Raw genomic sequence first — 16,774 nt, forward strand, 5'->3', positions numbered from 1 at the left:
AAGTGCATGTACTGCGGGCTCTGCACCGAGCCCTGTCCGACGGGGGCCATCCACTTCGTGCCTGAGTTCGAGCGCGCCTCCTACTCGCTGGAGGAGATGGTCTCGCACTTCGTGCCGGAGGGCGATTACGTGGTGCCCTACAAGCCGCCGAAGAAGGACAAGGGCGAGGAGGGGGCGAAGGCGGAAGAGGGCGGCGCGGCCGAGGCGGCGCCGGAGGGGACGACCCTGAATTAGGTTTCTGTAGGTTTTTCTGCCGCCTTCGACAAAAAATTTCTGAAATCGCGGTTTTAGCGGCCTCTGTCGGGGCCGTTCGCGAACGGCCCCAACGGGGCTTGCGACGATGCGAAAGTTTAGGATTTTAACGGCCTCCCGCAAGGTGGCCGTTCCGCTTGACTTGGGAGCCTAGCCTACGTAATTAGCGTCCGCCCGATATTCTAGCCGGACACAGCAGGTAGTTGTTTTAATTAAGAAATTTGAGCCGATACCCAAAATGAGCCCTATCGAACCCCTAGTCTTCACCGGCCTCTCGGCCCTCACGATCACGGCCTGCGCCCTGATCGCCTTCTCGCGGAACCTGGTCTACTCGGCCTTTTCCCTGCTGGGCGCCTTCGCCGGCATCGCGGGCCTGATGATCCTCTTGGGCGCCGACTTCGTCGGCATCATCCAAATCCTGGTCTACGTCGGCGGCATTTTGGTGCTCTACCTCTTCGCCGTCCTCATGACCGCCGGCATCGGCGACGTGAAGCTCTCCAACCCGATGATCTCGGTGAAGATCGCCGTTCCGGCCTTGCTGCTCCTGCTGCTCCTCTTGGGCAAGCTGATCTACGGCACCACCTGGTTCGTCGTCGAGGCGCCCCAGGCCCAGCCGACCACCGCCGCCATCGGCCAGACCCTCTTGAAAGAATACCTGCTGCCCTTCGAGCTGATCTCGATCCTGCTCTTGGCCGCCCTGGTGGGCGCCGTGGCCGCCGCGCGCCGGGAGGTCAAATGATCACCCTCCAGCACTTCCTGATGGTCGGCGCCATCGTCTTCGCACTGGGGATCTACACGGTGGTCACCCGCCGCAACGCCCTGGGCATCCTGCTGGGCACCGAGCTCGTGCTCAACGCCGCCGCCCTCAACATGGTCGCCTTCGGCTACTTCGGCAACAAGGTCGTCGAGGGCTCGGTTTACGCGCTCTTCGTCATCGTCCTGGCCGCCGCCGAGGCCGCGGTGGCGCTGGCGATCGGCCTGATGATCTTCCGCAATTTCAACACGATCGACGCGACCTCCGTCGATGAGATGAGGGGATGAGCTTGCTGCCTTTCTTTCTACAATATTCCTGGGTGATCCCTTTGGCCCCCCTGGTGGGCTTCCTGATCAACGGCCTGGGGATTTTTCTGGGCCTGCCCTACGCCAAGTCGAAAAAATTCTCCGGCTTCATCGCCTGCCTGGCCATCTTCGTCGCCTTCGTCTTCGCGGTCGGCGTCTTCTATAACTTGATGGGGCTGCCGGCCGAGGAGCGCTCGGTCACGCGCTACCTATATACCTGGCTCGCCTCCGGCAACCTGAAGGCCGACGCGGCCTTCCTGATCGACCCCTTGAGCTCGGTCATGATGCTGATCATCACCGGCGTCGGCTTCCTGATCCACGTCTACTCGACGGGCTACATGGCGGAAGACCCGAGCTACCCGCGCTTCTTCACCTATCTCAACCTGTTCTGCTTCGCGATGCTCCTCCTGGTGATGGGCGACAACATCTTCATGCTCTTCATCGGCTGGGAGGGCGTGGGTCTCTGCTCTTATTTGTTGATCGGCTTCTGGTACACCCACACGCCCAACGCGGTGGCGGGGATGAAGGCCTTCGTCGTCAACCGCATCGGCGACTTCGCCTTCATGGTCGGCGTGGCGCTCTTGTTCTGGGCCCTGTTCAGCGAGGGGCACGCGACGGTCAGCTTCAAGGAAATCGGCCAGCACGTCCACAGCCTGCAGAACGTCCAGTTCGCCGGCTTTCCGGTCCTGGTCGTGGTCGGCATCCTGCTCTTCATCGGCGCCACCGGCAAGTCGGCGCAGATCCCGCTGTATGTTTGGTTGCCCGACGCCATGGCCGGCCCGACGCCGGTCTCGGCCCTGATCCACGCGGCCACCATGGTCACCGCCGGCATCTACATGATCGGCCGGATGAACTTCGTCTACACCCTGGCGCCCGAGGCCCTGATCGTCGTCGCCACCGTCGGGGCGCTGACCGCGATCTTCGCGGCCACGATCGGCTTCGCGCAGAACGACATCAAGAAGGTCCTGGCCTATTCGACGGTCTCGCAGCTGGGCTACATGTTTCTCGGCATGGGCACCGGGGCCTACGTCACCGGCATCTTCCACCTGATGACCCATGCCTTCTTCAAGGCCTGCCTCTTCCTCGGTTCGGGCTCGGTCATCCTGGGCATGCACCACGAGCAGGACATGCGGCGCATGGGCGGGCTGCGCAAGTACATGCCGGTCACCTACTGGACCTTCCTTTTGGCGACGATCGCGATCGCGGGGATCTTCCCCTTCGCGGGTTTCTTCAGCAAGGACGAGATCCTCTGGAAGGCCTTCGAGCGCGGCGGCGCCCAGCCCTGGTACTACGTGCTTTGGGGGCTGGGACTCCTGGGCGCGATGGGGACGGCCTTCTATATGTTCCGCGCGGTTTCGATGACCTTCTTCGGCGAGCTGGGCGCGCGGGCCCACGAGATCCCCGCGGCCGAGGCCGCGGCCCACGACCTGCACCACGACGACGAGGAAGAGCCGCACGACGCGCATGACGCCCACGACGCGCACGGCCACCACGCCCACCACCCGCACGAGTCGCCCAAGTCGATGCTCTTCGCCCTGGTGGTCCTGGCCTTCCTCTCGGTGGTCGGCGGCCTGATCGGCATCCCCTACGCCTTGGGGCACTTCGCGCACATCCCCAACTTCTTCGAACACTGGCTTCAGCCCGTCTTCGCCGGCGCGCACGGCGCGGCCGCGGCCCACCACGAGGTGCACGCCGTCGAGTACTTCCTGATGGCCCTCTCGGTGACGGTGGCCGGACTCTCGATCTTCCTGGCGATCAACCTCTATACCAAGCGCCAGGAAATCCCGCGGCGCTTCGTCGAGAAGTACCCGCGGCTCTACAAGCTGGTCCTCAACAAGTATTACGTCGACGAGATCTACCAGGCCCTCGTCGTGAAGCCCCTGCTGGCCCTCAACGACATTCTGGCGACCTTCGACCAGGTGGTGATCGACGGCTTCGTGAATTTCCTGGGCAAGTGCACCCGCGCCCTCTCGACCATCTCGGGCTTCTTCGACAAGACCTTCGTCGACGGCCTGGTCAACCTGGTGAGCGACACGACGATCGCCGCCGGCGGGCAGCTGCGCAAGATTCAAACCGGACGCATCCAAAACTACCTCTACGCCGCGATGGCGGGCGTCCTGGTGCTGATGATTTGGAAATTGTTTTAAAGGATAAGGTATGCCGAACTTTCCGATTTTGACCTTGCTGACCTTCACTCCCCTGCTGGGGATCCCGGTGATCGCCCTCATCCCGAAGGCCAAGGAGAGCCTCGTCAAATGGGTGGCGCTGCTCGCGACCCTGCCGGCGCTGGGGCTGGCCGTGAAGCTCTACCTCGAGTTCGACCGCACCACCAAGGCCATCCAATTCGCCGAGGGTCCCATCGACTGGATCAAGCCCTTCAACATCCAATATTTCATGGGCGTGGACGGCATCTCGGTGACCATGGTCATCCTGACCGCGCTCATCAGTACCATCTGCATCGTCGCCAGCTTCAACATCGAGAAGCAGGTGAAGGGTTATTTCACGCTCTTCCTTCTGCTCGAGACAGGCATGATGGGCACCTTCCTGGCCCTCGACTTCTTCCTCTTCTTCATCTTCTGGGAAATCATGCTGCTCCCGATGTACTTCCTGATCGGCATCTGGGGCGGGCCGCGCCGCGAGTATGCGGCGATCAAGTTCTTTCTCTACACCTTGGCCGGGTCGGTCCTGATGCTCTTGGTGATGATCGCCTTCTACCTCTACAGCGAGGGCAACACCTTCAACCTGATCGCCCTGCAAGATCTCAAGCTGCACGCCGGGCCCCTGAGCGCCCACGGCGTCCGCATGGCCTGCTGGGTGGGGCTCTTCATCGCCTTCGCGATCAAGGTGCCGGTCTTTCCGTTCCATACCTGGCTGCCGGACGCCCACGTCGAGGCGCCGACGGCGATTTCGGTCATCCTGGCCGGCATCCTGCTGAAGCTGGGAACCTACGGCATGCTGCGCTTCAACTACCAGCTCTTCCCCGACATCACGGTCGAGTTGGTCAAGTGGATCGCCGTCCTGGGCGTGATCAACATCATTTACGGCGCGCTCTGCGCGATGGCGCAGAAGGACTTCAAAAAGCTGATCGCCTACTCCTCGGTCAGCCACATGGGCTTCGTGCTTTTGGGCATCGCCAGCTTCACCGCCGAGGGCATCACCGGCGGCGTGCTGCAGATGTTCAACCACGGCACGATCACCGCCATGCTGTTCTTGATCGTCGGCATCATCTACGACCGCGCCCACCACCGCGACATCAACGGCTTCGGCGGCCTGGCCACCGCGATGCCCAAGTACGCGGTGTGGACGACCATCGCCTTCTTCGCGGCCTTGGGCCTGCCCGGTCTTTCCGGCTTCATCAGCGAGGCCCTGGTCTTCCTGGGCTCCTTCAAGAATTGGCCGATGCTGACCGCGATCGCGGTGACCAGCGTGGTCTTGACCGCGGCTTACATGCTGTGGACCTTGCAGCGGGTCTTCCTGGGACCGCTCAACGAGAAGTACAAGGATTATCCGGACATCAACCGCCGCGAGGCCCTCTGCCTGCTGCCCTTGGCGGTCATCGTCTTGATCCTGGGCGTCTACCCGAAGCCCGTGATCAACATGATGTCGGTGTCCTTGAAGGGAATCAACGAAGCCCTGGTGCCCTACGGCGCCAAGGTCGCCTCGGTATTGGGACTGTGATCGCCTCATGCAATCCTTAGATAACATCGCCAGCCTCTGGTATTTCCTCCCCGAGTTTCTGCTCACGGCGGTTTTCGTCTTGATCTTCCTGGTCGACCTGCCGAAGGCCTGGAGCGAGAAGCGTCTGCTGGCGCCCGTCCTGGCGGCCCTGGGCCTGGTGGGCTACATCGGCCTGACGGTCTACTCCTGGGACTTCCCGAAGGCGGCCGCCTTTCACGGCATGATCGTGATCGACCCCTTCACCAATTTCTTCCGCATCTTCGGCGCCGTCGCGGGCCTGGTGACGATCTACTTCAGCCTCAAGGCGAAGGAGCTCGCCGAGGCGAGGGCGGAGTACTGGGCCATCCTGCTCGGCATCGTGATCGGTATGCCCATGCTGGCCGCTTCCAACAATCTGCTGATGATCTACTTGGCGATGGAACTGGTCAGCATCCTCTCCTACATCATGGTCGGCTATCTGCCCAACTCGCGGAAGAGCGCCGAGGCGGCGCTCAAGTACGTGCTGTACGGGGCGACGGCGAGCGGCATCATGATCTACGGGCTCTCGCTGATCTTCGGCGTGACCGGCACCCTCGATGCCATCCAGATCCGCCACTTTCTCGAGGCCAACCCCGCCGAGCGCGCGACCCTCTTCGTCGGCCTGCTGATGGCCTTCGCCGGCTTCGGCTACAAGATCTCGGCGGTGCCCTTCCACATGTGGGCACCGGACGTCTACGAGGGCGCCCCGACCCCGGTCACCGCCTTCCTCTCGGTGGGCCCGAAGGCCGCCGGCTTCGCGATCGTCCTGCGCTTCATCTACACGGCGCTGACCCAGCCGCAGGGCGGCGAGTTCATCCCGCTCAAGTTCTTGGACATCTCGGACCTGCTCTCGCTCTTCGCGATCGCGACGATGGTCTTGGGCAATCTGCTGGCGATCCAGCAGAAGAACATCAAACGGTTCCTCGCCTATTCCTCCATCGCCCACGCCGGCTACATGCTGATGGCCGCGGCGGCGATGAACGTCCAGGGCATCCAGGCCGTCCTGTTCTACCTGATCACCTACTTGATCATGAATTTCGGCGCCTTCGGCGTCGCGATCCTGGTGCAGAACGAGCTGGGCACCGAGGACATCGAAGGGTTCAAGGGCCTGGCCAAGCGCGGCCGCTGGGCGCTCTTCGTCTCGCTGGCGATGGCGATGTTCCTCTTCTCGCTGACCGGCCTGCCGCCCTTCATCGGCTTCGTCGGCAAATTCTATCTCTTCGCGGCGGTCCTCGAGGCCAAGCTCTACGTCCTGGCCCTGATCGGCGTCCTCAACAGCGTCGTCAGCCTTTACTACTACGCCCGCGTCGCCAAGTTCATGTTCTTCGACGATCCCGCCGACGAGCGCACGCTGGCGGCCAGCTCGCGCGGCCTCTCGCAGGTCCTGCTGGGCCTCGCCGCGGCGACGCTGGTCTTCGGGCTGTTCTGGAAGTCGTTGGCCTACATCTCCCAATCTTCCGCGGATTTGCTGCTCTAAATTCGGGAGACGCCTCTCACTTTATTTTAATCGGTAATGAGCCGTCTTACGTTCCCCGACCATGACGAGCTGACCTCTCTCTTTCAATCTCGCTAGAATGCTTTTCAATGTCACTCGTTTGATCTTGGATTCCCTTTCCAAAAATCCAATGCTGACTGGTTGATGGTCCCGGATCAGGTCGAAGACCTGTTGCTCCAACTTAGTCAGCGTCCCCGGCGCTTTGGGTTTGATCTTGTCGCGCAAGAATTGCGTTTGCTTATCCAGCACCTTCAGGAAGTATAGAAACCACGGATTCAAGTCAGGTTGGGTTTTTAACGTGGCCTGTGTTTGGCGAAGGGCGATGTAATATTGTTCCTTGCTGTCTTCGATGATCTTTTCGTTCGAGGAGTACATGCAGAAGTCATATCCCGATTTCAGCAGACAGAGGTCCGTCAAAAGGCGGCTGATCCTTCCGTTTCCGTCGCGAAAGGGGTGGATGGCTAAAAAGGAGACGATGAATGCGGCAACGACCTCGAGGTCGGCATAGTTCGGATTTTGAATATATTCCTCGTAATCTCGAACTAACTCCCGCATGGCGGCCTCCGTCTGGGGGCCCGGCGGGGTTGTTTCAAACAGGGTTTCTTGTTCGCCGGTTTCGTGGTCGATGCGAATCACCGAATTGGCGATGTTTTTATAGGTGCCCCGCTGATTCAGCGGGAAGATGGATTCCGGAAGATAGGCCATCATCATTTGGTGAAGGGAGCGAATCGTGTGTTCCGTGAGGGTGAGATCCTGATGATGGTCGAAGATATATTTTTTGCAATCGATGTACCCGGCGACCTCCGCCTCGTCGCGGTCGCGTATGGTTCGAATCTTGAGCCCCGAAAGCCGCTTTAGGATCTCTTCGTCGGAGAGCTTGGCCCCTTCAATGCGAGTCGAGGCGCCCGCGGAGGTGATGATCACCGTCTTCTGAAGAGAGGCATAGAAGTCTCGCTCTGTGTCGGCTTGGGTCTTCCATTCCGTGCGAAACTGGGTGACTTTTTGAACGAATTGCAGGACCTCGGGAATTAGGGGAGATTTTAAGAGGCCTTCCATTAAGTATACTAATAATTATGTCATAAATAGAAATCAATCTATAAATTATGCTATAAAATAGCCTAATAAAATCAATTTATCAGCAATCCATCGTTGGGCTTCCCCAATCTTTGCCTAAAATAATCGTTTACAGAGGTAGCTTCCCCCCGCCCGGGGATACCCTCTTCACTTTTTTGGCCCGACCTCAAGCCGGGCGGGCCAAAGGTCGGGAAGCCCCTGTCATCCAGGCTTCAGGGTGAGGGGCTTCCCGAAACCCGTTCCGAGGGTATCCCCGGGCGGGGGGAAGCGGGCAAAGACACCCCAGGAACGCGTAAAATCGGAGATGTCTAAAAACTTAAGGCGCCCGGTACCGATTTGGCCCAACCCACTCGTTCCAATTATTTCCATAGCCGTCATAGTGGATGAACAAGCGGTCGCCCTTCTTCTTGAGGACCCGCGCTGGCCACCACTTGTCCCCCCAGAGCACCGAGACCGGATCCCCCACCTGGAAGGCGCCGGGGACGAAGACGGCGGCGGGAGAGCCGCCGAGGACGCGGATGCGCCCCGGCCCGACCCATTCATCCCAAGAGTTGTTGTAGCCGTCGTAATGAATGTAGCAGCTGTTGCCCTTGGCCTGCCGGACCGTGGCGGGGTACCAACGTCCCTTCCATAGGACCTCGGCCTTGTCGCCGGGGGCGCAGACCAAGGCCTGGGCCTCGGAGGTGAAGGTGAGGGCGAGGGTCGCAAGGGCCAAGAGGCTTAAGGCCAGGCTGAAGGACCGCTTCATGGGGATCCCCTTTCTTTAAAAGAGATTTTTGGCTAAAAACAGGGACTTAGTGTAAGGAAGCCTCAGGGCTTTGCCGAGCGAAATTTGCGGCCTTTCCAACGATATTTTGCCCCGGTTTAACCTTGACTTCGGGGGAGGGCTGCAATAGGCGAAGGCCCGGAACTACTTAAAATCCTTATGGAAGTCCCCTTTCATTCCTATCTGCCCCTGCTCTTCGTCCTGCTGCTGGGATTGGGCTTCGCCGGGGCCTTTCTCGTCCTCTCCGCCAGTTTCGGGCCCAAAAAACCGACCGCGAGCAAGCTGGACGTCTACGAGTGCGGGGTTCCGCCGACCGGCGACGCGCGCAATCGCTTCTCGGTGAAGTTTTTCCTCGTCGCGATGATCTTCCTGCTCTTCGACGTCGAGGTGGTGTTCCTCTTTCCCTGGGCGGTCTTGCTGAAAGAATTCAAGGCCGCGGGGACCGGGCTTTTCGCCTTCGGGGCGATGGGCCTCTTCCTCTTGATCTTGGGCCTGGGCCTCCTCTACGAATGGAAGCGGGGGGCCCTGGATTGGGAAAAATAGGTTTTGTCTAAAGGTTGTCCTTCGTCATGGCCGCGACCGGAGAAAACAACATATTGACCACCAAGCTGAGCGAGGTGATCGCCTGGGGGCGGAAGTACAGCCTCTGGCCCATGCCCTTCGGCACGGCCTGCTGCGCGATCGAGTTCATGGGCGCGGTCTCGGCGGTCTTCGACATCTCGCGCTTCGGCGCCGAGCTGGTGCGGTTTTCCCCGCGGCAGTCCGATCTGCTCTTGGTGCTGGGGACGATCAACTACAAGCAGGCGGCGATTTTAAAGAAGATCTACGAGCAGATGTGCGAGCCCAAGTACGTGATCGCGGTCGGCGCCTGCGCCACCTGCGGAGGGTTTTACGACAACTACGCGGTGTTGCAGGGCATCGACGAAGTGATCCCGGTCGACGTCTACGTGCCAGGCTGCCCGCCGCGGCCCGAACAGATCCTGTTGTCCATCGTGAAGCTGCAAGAGAAGATCGACGCCCAGGCGCGGGGCGAGGTGGCCAAAGATGTGAAGCGCGCGGCGCCGGAAATTTTATATTCCTCGAAGGTGCCGACGGTATGAACGTCGGGGCGGACCTCTCGTTCGCCCCATAGCAAGGACGGGGCGACGAGCACGAGCCCCGAAGCAAATGGTCCTCGAAGCGATACAATCCATCAGTCCCGAAGCCTCCCTCGAGCGAGGGCAGGTGGTCGCCCAGGTGCGCCGCGAAAACCTCCGCAAGGTGCTCAAGGCCTGCAAGGAGGACCCGCGGCTTCGCTTCGACTTCCTGATGGACGTCGTCGGTGTGGACTACCTGGGGCAGAAGCCGCGCTTCGAGGTGGTCTATCTCCTATATTCCTCGGCCACCAACCACCGCCTCCGCGTCAAGGTGCGGGTGGACGAGGGTGAGAGCCTCCCCAGCATGGTCGGCCTCTGGGCCAGCGCCGACTGGGCGGAGCGCGAGGTCTGGGACATGTACGGGATCAAATTCGAGGGCCATCCCAACCTGAAGCGCATCCTGCTCTTCGAGGAGTTCGAGGGCCATCCGCTGCGCAAGGACTACCCGACCGAGCGCCGGCAGAAGATCCCCAAGATCGAGGAGAGCCTGTGAGCGTCGCCGCCGAGAAAACCGATGCCCTCAAGCCGAAGCCGGTGTACTTAAACCTCGGCCCCTCGCACCCCACCATGCACGGGACGCTGCGCCTGTTCTGCGAGATGGACGGCGAGACGATCAAGCGCGCGGCCGCCGAGTTCGGCTACCTGCACCGCGGTTTCGAGAAGCACGCCGAAAACAGCACCTGGACGCAAGTCATTCCCTACACCGACCGCCTCAACTACGTCAGCGCGATGATGAACAACGTCGGTTACTGCAAGGCGGTGGAGGAACTGCTGGGCCTCGAGATCCCCGAGCGCGCGCAGACGATCCGCGTCATCGTCTGCGAGATGAACCGCATCATCGACCACCTGGTCTGCGTGGGCACCAACCTGGTCGACATCGGGGCCCTGACCAACTTTTGGTATTATTTCAACGCCCGCGAGAAGTTCTACAACATCATCGAGAAGCTCTGCGGCGCGCGCCTGACCACCGCCTACACCCGGATCGGCGGCCTGATGCGCGACCTCTATCCCGGCTTCGCCGACGAGATGAAGGCCTGCCTGAAAGACCTGCACAAGGCCGTCCAAGACGTCACCGGCCTGCTCAATACCAACAAGATCTTCCTCAACCGCACCGTGGGCGTCGGCCCCATCGGCAAGGAAGACGCGATCCAGCACGGCTTCACCGGCCCCTGCCTGCGCGCGACCGGCGTGGCCCTGGACCTGCGCAAGGCCCAGCCCTACTACGGCTACGAGACCTACGACTTCGAGCTGGTGGTCGGCGAGCACGGCGACTGCTACGACCGCATCATGGTGCGCTTCGAGGAGATGCGGCAGAGCGCCCGGATCATCGAGCAGGCGATGGAGCGCCTCAAGCCGGGCCCGGTCATGACCGACGACAAGCGGGTGGCCCTGCCGCCCAAGGTCGAGGTCTACACCAACATCGAGGCCCTGATGAACCACTTCAAGCTGATCTACGAAGGCATCCGCCCGCCGGCGGGCGAGGTCTACAGCTACACCGAGGCGGCCAACGGGGAGCTGGGCTTTTACATCGTGAGCGACGGCAGCGGCACGCCCTACCGCGTGAAGTGCCGGCCGCCCTGCTTTCCCATCTTCCAGGCCTATCCGAAGATGGTCGAGGGGAAGATGCTGGCGGACGCGATCGCGATTTTGGGAAATTTGAACATCATCGCCGGAGAGTTGGATAGGTAGATATAAATAAGTGTCGAAGTGTCTGAGTGCCTAAGTGTCTAAGTTTTTAGGTGCGGAACCCGCGAATATAGGGGCTTAGGCGAAAGAAACTTAGGCACTTGGACACTTAGGCACTTAGGTACTTGAATCCGTATATGGCTTTTGAATTTACAAGCGAGCACAAGCGCCAGTTCGAGGAGATCTTAAAACGGTATCCCGTCAAGCGCGCCGCCATGCTCCCGGCCCTGTGGCTGGTGCAGCGCCAGGCCGGTTGGATCTCGCACGAGGCGATGGAGTACGTCGGCGGCCTCTTGGGCCTCTCCGCGGCGAAGGTCTACGAGGTGGCGACCTTCTACACGATGTTCAACCTGAAGCCGGTGGGAAAATACCACTTCCAGGTCTGCCGCACCTTGCCCTGCCAGCTGGTGGGCGCGGAGAGCGTCACGGAGCACCTCCAGAAGAAGCTCGGCGTCAAGCTGGGCGAGACCAGCGCCGACGGGCGCTACACGCTGACCGAGGTCGAGTGCCTGGGCTCCTGCGGGACCGGGCCGATGCTGCAGCTGAACGACGATTATCACGAGAATTTAACGGTGGAGAAATTGGATGCGCTGATCGCGTCCTTAAAATGATTTGTAGGGGCGAACCTCGTGTTCGCCCCCGAGCACGGACGGGGAGGGCGAACACGAGGTTCGCCCCAAAAGAATGGAAAAGATCCTGACCAAAAATTTCGGCCTGAAAGACTCCCACACCCTCCCGGTCTACGAGTCGACGGGCGGCTACGGCACGCTGAAGAAGCTCTTCGCCATGCAGCCCAAGGACGTGGTGGAAGAGGTGAAGCAGTCCGGCCTGCGCGGCCGCGGTGGGGCGGGCTTCCCGACCGGCATGAAGTGGAGCTTCGTGCCCCAGGACAACCCCAAGCCGAAATACCTCTGCGTCAACGCCGACGAGAGCGAGCCGGGGACCTTCAAGGACCGCTACATCCTCGAGCTCGACCCGCATCGCCTGATCGAGGGCATTATCATCTGCTGCTTTGCGATCCGCGCCCACACGGCCTATATCTACATCCGCGGGGAGTTCGTCTTTCCCTACCGTCGCATCGAGGCGGCGGTGCAGGAGGCCTATGCCAAGGGCTACCTGGGAAAGAACATCCAAGGCAGCGGCTACGACCTGGACGTCTTTGTTCACCGCGGCGCCGGCGCCTACATCTGCGGCGAGGAGACCGCGCTGATGGAGTCGCTGGAGGGCAAGCGCGGGATGCCGCGGCTCAAGCCGCCCTTTCCGGCGGTGGTCGGGCTCTTCGGTTGCCCGACGGTCATCAACAACGTCGAGACCATCGCGGCCCTGCCTTACATCCTCGAGCAGGGCGCGGCGGGCTACCGCAAATTCGGCACCGAGAAGAGCCCCGGCACCAAGCTGTTCAGCGTCAGTGGCCACGTGCAGCGCCCGGGCAATTACGAGGTGCCGCTGGGTTATCCGCTGAAGAAATTGATCTATGAGGATTGCGGCGGGATGCGGGACGGCAAGGCGCTCAAGGCCGTCATCCCCGGAGGGTCCTCGGTGCCCGTCCTCACCGCTGCCGAGGCCGAGGAGGTCACGCTGGACTACGAGGCCTTGGCGGCCAAGGGCTCGATGCTCGGCTCGGGCGGCGTCATCGTCATGGACGAGACGGTCGATATGGTGAAGGCCCTGACCAATTTAGCGCACTTCTACTCCCACGAGTCCTGCGGGCAGTGCAGCCCCTGCCGCGAGGGCACGGGCTGGTCGCACAAGATCCTGAAGCGCATGCTGGCGGGGGAGGGGCGTCCCGGCGATCTCGAGCAGCTCGAGAAAAACGCGGACCACATGATGGGTAAGACGATCTGCGTCCTGGCCGACGCGCTGGCGATGCCGATTCAGAGTTATTTGAAGAAATTCCGGAAAGAGTTTGAAGCTTATATAAAGATGTAGGGGCGAACCTTGTGTTCGACCTCTTCGTCTCTGCAGGGAGGGCGAACACAAGGTTCGCCCCTACGGAACCTATGCCGAATATCACGATCGACGGGAAACAAATCACGGTCAAAGATGGCACCAGCGTCTTCGAGGCTGCGCGCCAGCACGGCATCGAGATTCCGCATTTCTGCTATCATCCCAAGTTGAGCGTCGCCGGCAACTGCCGCATGTGCCTGGTCGACATCGAGAAGATGCCCAAGCCGGCGATCTCCTGCAACACCGTTGCGACCGAGGGCATGGTCGTCCACACCCAGACCGAGAAGGTCAAGGCCCTGCAAAAGAATGTCCTCGAATTTATTTTGATCAACCACCCGATCGATTGCCCCGTCTGCGACCAGGCGGGCGAGTGCAAGCTGCAACAGTATTACATGAGCCACACGCTTACGGACTCCAACTTCCGCGAGCAGAAGGTCAAGAAGCCGAAGAAGGTCGACTTGGGTCCCTACGTCATGCTCGACGACGAGCGCTGCATCCTTTGTACGCGCTGCGTGCGCTTCTGCGACGAGGTCACCAAGACGGGCGACCTCTGCGTCACCCAGCGCGGCGACCGCTCGACCCTGACCACCTTCCCCGGCAAGCAGCTCGACAACAAGTATTCGCTCAACACCGTCGACATCTGCCCGGTCGGGGCGCTGACCAGCAAGCCCTTCCGCTTCCAGTGCCGCGTGTGGTTCCTGAAGAGCACGCCCTCGATCTGCACGGGCTGCTCCACCGGCTGCAATATCCAGATCAACCACCATGACGGCAAGGTCTACCGCTACCTGCCTCGGGAGAACGAGGCGGTCAACCAGTGCTGGACCTGCGACGAGGGGCGGCTTTCCTACGACTTTATCAACGAGGGCCGCCTCTACCGCCCCAGCGTCCACGAGGGCGACAAGGTCGAGGGCGTCCCCGCGGCGAGCGCCTTGGCCGAAATCGCGGGCGCCTTGCAGCGTCTGGCGCCCGAGGACGCGGTCTTCGTCGGTTCGGCCTACGAGTCCAACGAGAACAACGCGGCGCTCAAAAAATTGGCCGAGGCCCTGGGCGTGAAGGACCTGCAGTACTCCGCCCACGAGGTCGACAACCCTTACGCCGACGACTTTTTGATGAAGGCCGACAAGAACCCCAACCGCGCGGGTGTCGAGCGGCTGGGCTTTCAGCCCTTCCGCGGCGGGACCCAGGCCAAGGTGGTGGTGGCCCTGGAAGGCCTGGGCAAGTCCGACTTGGCGCGGCTGAAATCGGAAGAGCCGCTGCTTTTGGTGCTGCTCGCCAGCAACCAAAGCGAGACCGCCGACTACGCCGACGTGATTCTGCCGGCCGCGACCTTCGCGGAGCAGGAGGGGAGCTTCACCAACTTCCAAAACCGGGTGCAGAAATTCGACAAGGCCCTGGAGCCGGAAGGGGCGATCAAGCCTGCTTGGCAGTGGATTGCCGAGATCGCCCGGGCGATGGACAGGGATTTGAAGATCGCGGGCGCGGAGCGCCTGTTGGAAGAGTCTTTTGGTTTGAAGTACGCGGACCTGGGAACCTCCGGAAAGGTCTTGTAGGGCGGGCCCATTCTTGCCCTCACCGTAAATGCTAACGATTATTTTAAAAATCCTAATCCCCTTCCTTGTGATCATGCAGATCCTGCCCTTCCTGATCTGGCTCGAGCGCAAGGGGGCCGCCTACATCCAGGACCGCCGCGGGCCCAACCGCGCCTCCATCCTGGGCCTGCGCCTGGGCGGCTTGATCCACAGCCTGGCGGACGTGGTGAAGCTGGTCTTCAAGGAGGACATCGTCCCCAGCCAGGTGAACAAGTTCGTCTACACCCTGGCGCCCTTCCTCGCGATGGCCGTGGCCTGCATGACCTTCGCCGTCATCCCCTGGGCCGCGCCGCTCGATTGGAAGGGGGGCCTCTTCACCCTGCAGGCCGTCGACCTCAACGTCGGCATCCTCTACCTCTTCGCGATCGCCTCGATGGGCGTCTACGGGATCATGCTGGCGGGCTGGGGGAGCAACAACAAGTACTCCCTCTTGGGCGGGCTGCGCTCCTCGGCGCAGATGATCTCCTACGAATTGACCTTGGGCCTCTCGGTGGTGGGCGTCCTGATCCTGGCCGGGAGCCTCGAGCTGAACGCCATCGTCCAAAACCAGGGCGCCAATCCGCTCTCCTGGAACGCGATCCGCCAGCCGCTGGGCTGCATCCTCTTCGTCGTCTCCGCCTTCGCCGAGACCAACCGCCTGCCCTTCGACCTGCCCGAGGCCGAGGCCGAGTTGGTCGCCGGCTACCACGTCGAGTACAGTTCGCTGAAGTTTGCGCTTTTCTTCATGGCCGAGTACGCCAACATGATCGTCGCCTCGGCCCTGATGGCGACGCTCTTCTTCGGCGGCTGGCAGGTGCCCTTCGTCTCCACCGAGGCGCTGCGGGCCCACGCGACGCCCATCCTCTATTATTCGGTCTTAGGCATCGGGGTCTTCTCGATCCTGGCGGGCTGGTTTTTGGCGCGCCGCAAGCCAAAGGTCGTCTATCACGACGCCCGCGACCGCGAGACCAAGGTGCTTGGCATCCCGGCGATCTTGGTCGGGATGGCGCTGGTGGTGGGGCAGGTTCTGCTGGGGCCGCTGGCCTTGGGCGAGACCGGCTCGCAGGTCGCCGCGGCGGCCTTCCAGTTCGGCGCCTTTTTGCTGAAGATTTTGTTTTTCTGCTGGGTCTTTATCTGGGTACGTTGGACCCTGCCGCGCTTCCGCTACGACCAGCTGATGAACCTGGGCTGGAGGGTGATGCTGCCCCTGGCCTTGCTGAACGTGGTGGTGACGGCGGGGATTTACCTTTGGTGGTAAGAGCGAATTCATGAACGGCTTCACGATCTTATTTTACGCCTTGGCCGCCCTGGCGGTGATCTCCGCCACCGGGGTGATCAGCTTCCGCCATCCCGTGTACTCGGCCCTCTCGCTGGTCGTGACCCTGATCTCGCTCGCGGGGCTCTTCGTGACCCTGCAGGCGGACTTTTTGGGCGTCATCCAGGTCTTGACCTACGCCGGGGCCATCCTGGTGCTGTTCATTTTCATCATCATGCTGCTCAACCTGGAAGACAGCGAGTTGCACGAGCGCGGCTACGGCCTGGGCGGAAAGTTTCTCTTGGGCCTGGTCAGCCTGGGCCTCTTTCTTTCCCTGGGCTACCTGGTGACGCGCCCCAAGCTGGGCGTCGCGGTCCTGCCCGAGGGTTTCGGCTCGGTCTATGGGCTGGGGCGGGAGTTGTTTACGAGCTATGTGATCCCCTTCGAGCTGGCGGGGATCCTGTTGACCGTCGCCCTGATCGGCGCGGTCCTGTTGGCGAAACGGAAGTTGTAGAGACGAATGATCACGATCCATCACTACCTGGTTTTATCCGCCGCCCTGTTCGTGCTGGGCTTCGCCGGGGTCGTGCTGCGCCGCAACGCCTTGATCATCTTCATGTCGATCGAGCTGATGCTGAACGCCGTGAACCTCTCCTTCGTCGCCTTCGCGCGGCATTGGGGCAACGTCGACGGACAGCTGGCGGTGTTTTTCGTGATCGTGCTGGCCGCGGCCGAGGCCGCCGTGGGCCTGGCCATCGTCGTCTTGGTCTTCCGCCGCCGCGCCACGGTGCAGACCACGGCGCTCAACACCTTGAGGGACGAAACGCGTGCGTCTTAGTT

Annotated in this window: 18 protein-coding genes; 16 read left to right on the forward strand and 2 right to left on the reverse strand. The window is 61.4% G+C overall.

All coding sequences use genetic code 11. The annotated features are described in order from the left end of the window. From FBR05_06420 to FBR05_06445, 6 genes are all read left to right on the forward strand, one after another. The coding region (locus FBR05_06420; GenBank protein MDL1871822.1) for an NADH-quinone oxidoreductase subunit I at positions 1 to 234 on the forward strand (234 nt) is incomplete at its 5' end. A gap of 256 nt (positions 235 to 490) precedes the next feature. Beyond that, on the forward strand, positions 491 to 991 hold the full coding sequence (locus FBR05_06425) for an NADH-quinone oxidoreductase subunit J (protein ID MDL1871823.1): 501 nt from the start codon (positions 491 to 493) through the stop codon (positions 989 to 991). Then, the gene (nuoK, locus tag FBR05_06430) at positions 988 to 1,293 is read left to right on the forward strand and encodes an NADH-quinone oxidoreductase subunit NuoK (protein MDL1871824.1); all 306 of its coding nucleotides are present in this window, start codon (positions 988 to 990) and stop codon (positions 1,291 to 1,293) included. The genes FBR05_06425 and nuoK (FBR05_06430) overlap by 4 nt, the downstream gene beginning before the upstream one ends. After that, positions 1,290 to 3,458 carry an NADH-quinone oxidoreductase subunit L gene (nuoL, locus tag FBR05_06435; protein MDL1871825.1) on the forward strand — a complete coding sequence of 723 codons (2,169 nt, stop codon included), beginning with the start codon at positions 1,290 to 1,292 and terminating at the stop codon, positions 3,456 to 3,458. The genes nuoK (FBR05_06430) and nuoL overlap by 4 nt, the downstream gene beginning before the upstream one ends. Before the next feature lie 25 nt (positions 3,459 to 3,483). Beyond that, positions 3,484 to 4,989, forward strand: coding sequence for an NADH-quinone oxidoreductase subunit M (locus tag FBR05_06440; protein ID MDL1871826.1), 1,506 nt, complete (start codon positions 3,484 to 3,486; stop codon positions 4,987 to 4,989). Between the two features lie 7 nt (positions 4,990 to 4,996). Continuing rightward, positions 4,997 to 6,484 (forward strand): NADH-quinone oxidoreductase subunit N, encoded by a 1,488-nt coding sequence (locus tag FBR05_06445; protein ID MDL1871827.1) that lies wholly within the window; start codon positions 4,997 to 4,999, stop codon positions 6,482 to 6,484. 21 nt (positions 6,485 to 6,505) lie between these two features. On the opposite strand, the gene FBR05_06450 is transcribed toward FBR05_06445, so the two are convergent. Next, positions 6,506 to 7,558, reverse strand: a complete 1,053-nt coding sequence (locus tag FBR05_06450) for a Fic family protein (protein MDL1871828.1) — start codon at positions 7,556 to 7,558, stop codon at positions 6,506 to 6,508. A 334-nt stretch (positions 7,559 to 7,892) separates the two neighbouring features. Next, the gene (locus FBR05_06455; protein MDL1871829.1) at positions 7,893 to 8,324 is read right to left on the reverse strand and encodes a hypothetical protein; all 432 of its coding nucleotides are present in this window, start codon (positions 8,322 to 8,324) and stop codon (positions 7,893 to 7,895) included. 177 nt (positions 8,325 to 8,501) lie between these two features. Here FBR05_06455 and FBR05_06460 point away from each other — a divergent pair, with 177 nt between their 5' ends. The 10 genes from FBR05_06460 to nuoK (FBR05_06505) all read left to right on the forward strand — a co-directional run bounded on the left by FBR05_06460 (position 8,502) and on the right by nuoK (FBR05_06505) (position 16,772). Further along, positions 8,502 to 8,885 (forward strand): NADH-quinone oxidoreductase subunit A, encoded by a 384-nt coding sequence (locus FBR05_06460; GenBank protein ID MDL1871830.1) that lies wholly within the window; start codon positions 8,502 to 8,504, stop codon positions 8,883 to 8,885. Between the two features lie 26 nt (positions 8,886 to 8,911). After that, a complete protein-coding gene (locus FBR05_06465; protein MDL1871831.1) occupies positions 8,912 to 9,442 on the forward strand; it encodes an NADH-quinone oxidoreductase subunit B in 531 nt (176 codons plus the stop codon). Between the two features lie 67 nt (positions 9,443 to 9,509). Next, positions 9,510 to 9,971, forward strand: coding sequence for an NADH-quinone oxidoreductase subunit C (locus FBR05_06470; protein ID MDL1871832.1), 462 nt, complete (start codon positions 9,510 to 9,512; stop codon positions 9,969 to 9,971). Then, positions 9,968 to 11,167: an NADH-quinone oxidoreductase subunit D gene (locus FBR05_06475; protein MDL1871833.1), complete on the forward strand. Its 1,200-nt coding sequence runs from the start codon at positions 9,968 to 9,970 to the stop codon at positions 11,165 to 11,167. Before FBR05_06470 ends, FBR05_06475 begins: the two co-directional genes overlap by 4 nt. 134 nt (positions 11,168 to 11,301) lie before the next feature. Then, entirely contained in the window at positions 11,302 to 11,775 is a 474-nt protein-coding gene (gene nuoE / locus FBR05_06480) for an NADH-quinone oxidoreductase subunit NuoE (protein MDL1871834.1), read from the forward strand. A gap of 73 nt (positions 11,776 to 11,848) precedes the next feature. Further along, a complete protein-coding gene (nuoF, locus tag FBR05_06485) occupies positions 11,849 to 13,093 on the forward strand; it encodes an NADH-quinone oxidoreductase subunit NuoF (GenBank protein ID MDL1871835.1) in 1,245 nt (414 codons plus the stop codon). 71 nt (positions 13,094 to 13,164) lie between these two features. After that, the gene (locus FBR05_06490) at positions 13,165 to 14,661 is read left to right on the forward strand and encodes a 2Fe-2S iron-sulfur cluster binding domain-containing protein (protein ID MDL1871836.1); all 1,497 of its coding nucleotides are present in this window, start codon (positions 13,165 to 13,167) and stop codon (positions 14,659 to 14,661) included. Positions 14,662 to 14,689: 28 nt separating this feature from the next. Further along, on the forward strand, positions 14,690 to 15,937 hold the full coding sequence (locus tag FBR05_06495; GenBank protein MDL1871837.1) for an NADH-quinone oxidoreductase subunit H: 1,248 nt from the start codon (positions 14,690 to 14,692) through the stop codon (positions 15,935 to 15,937). A 10-nt stretch (positions 15,938 to 15,947) separates the two neighbouring features. Beyond that, positions 15,948 to 16,448 carry an NADH-quinone oxidoreductase subunit J gene (locus tag FBR05_06500; protein ID MDL1871838.1) on the forward strand — a complete coding sequence of 167 codons (501 nt, stop codon included), beginning with the start codon at positions 15,948 to 15,950 and terminating at the stop codon, positions 16,446 to 16,448. 6 nt (positions 16,449 to 16,454) lie between these two features. Further along, positions 16,455 to 16,772 carry an NADH-quinone oxidoreductase subunit NuoK gene (nuoK, locus tag FBR05_06505; GenBank protein ID MDL1871839.1) on the forward strand — a complete coding sequence of 106 codons (318 nt, stop codon included), beginning with the start codon at positions 16,455 to 16,457 and terminating at the stop codon, positions 16,770 to 16,772. The last annotated feature ends 2 nt before the right edge of the window (positions 16,773 to 16,774 follow it).

It is taken from the genome of Deltaproteobacteria bacterium PRO3 (assembly GCA_030263375.1).
Lineage (GTDB): Bacteria > UBA10199 > UBA10199 > DSSB01 > DSSB01 > DSSB01.

Coding starts and splice junctions, on each gene's coding strand:
- FBR05_06465 (MDL1871831.1), top strand. CDS start 8,912: ATGGCCGCGACCGGAGAAAACAACATATTGACCACCAAGCTGAGCGAG.
- nuoF (MDL1871835.1), top strand. CDS start 11,849: ATGGAAAAGATCCTGACCAAAAATTTCGGCCTGAAAGACTCCCACACC.
- nuoK (MDL1871839.1), top strand. CDS start 16,455: ATGATCACGATCCATCACTACCTGGTTTTATCCGCCGCCCTGTTCGTG.
- FBR05_06495 (MDL1871837.1), top strand. CDS start 14,690: ATGCTAACGATTATTTTAAAAATCCTAATCCCCTTCCTTGTGATCATG.
- FBR05_06445 (MDL1871827.1), top strand. CDS start 4,997: ATGCAATCCTTAGATAACATCGCCAGCCTCTGGTATTTCCTCCCCGAG.
- FBR05_06470 (MDL1871832.1), top strand. CDS start 9,510: ATGGTCCTCGAAGCGATACAATCCATCAGTCCCGAAGCCTCCCTCGAG.
- nuoL (MDL1871825.1), top strand. CDS start 1,290: ATGAGCTTGCTGCCTTTCTTTCTACAATATTCCTGGGTGATCCCTTTG.
- FBR05_06460 (MDL1871830.1), top strand. CDS start 8,502: ATGGAAGTCCCCTTTCATTCCTATCTGCCCCTGCTCTTCGTCCTGCTG.
- FBR05_06450 (MDL1871828.1), bottom strand. CDS start 7,558: ATGGAAGGCCTCTTAAAATCTCCCCTAATTCCCGAGGTCCTGCAATTC.
- FBR05_06455 (MDL1871829.1), bottom strand. CDS start 8,324: ATGAAGCGGTCCTTCAGCCTGGCCTTAAGCCTCTTGGCCCTTGCGACC.
- FBR05_06490 (MDL1871836.1), top strand. CDS start 13,165: ATGCCGAATATCACGATCGACGGGAAACAAATCACGGTCAAAGATGGC.
- nuoE (MDL1871834.1), top strand. CDS start 11,302: ATGGCTTTTGAATTTACAAGCGAGCACAAGCGCCAGTTCGAGGAGATC.
- FBR05_06425 (MDL1871823.1), top strand. CDS start 491: ATGAGCCCTATCGAACCCCTAGTCTTCACCGGCCTCTCGGCCCTCACG.
- nuoK (MDL1871824.1), top strand. CDS start 988: ATGATCACCCTCCAGCACTTCCTGATGGTCGGCGCCATCGTCTTCGCA.
- FBR05_06500 (MDL1871838.1), top strand. CDS start 15,948: ATGAACGGCTTCACGATCTTATTTTACGCCTTGGCCGCCCTGGCGGTG.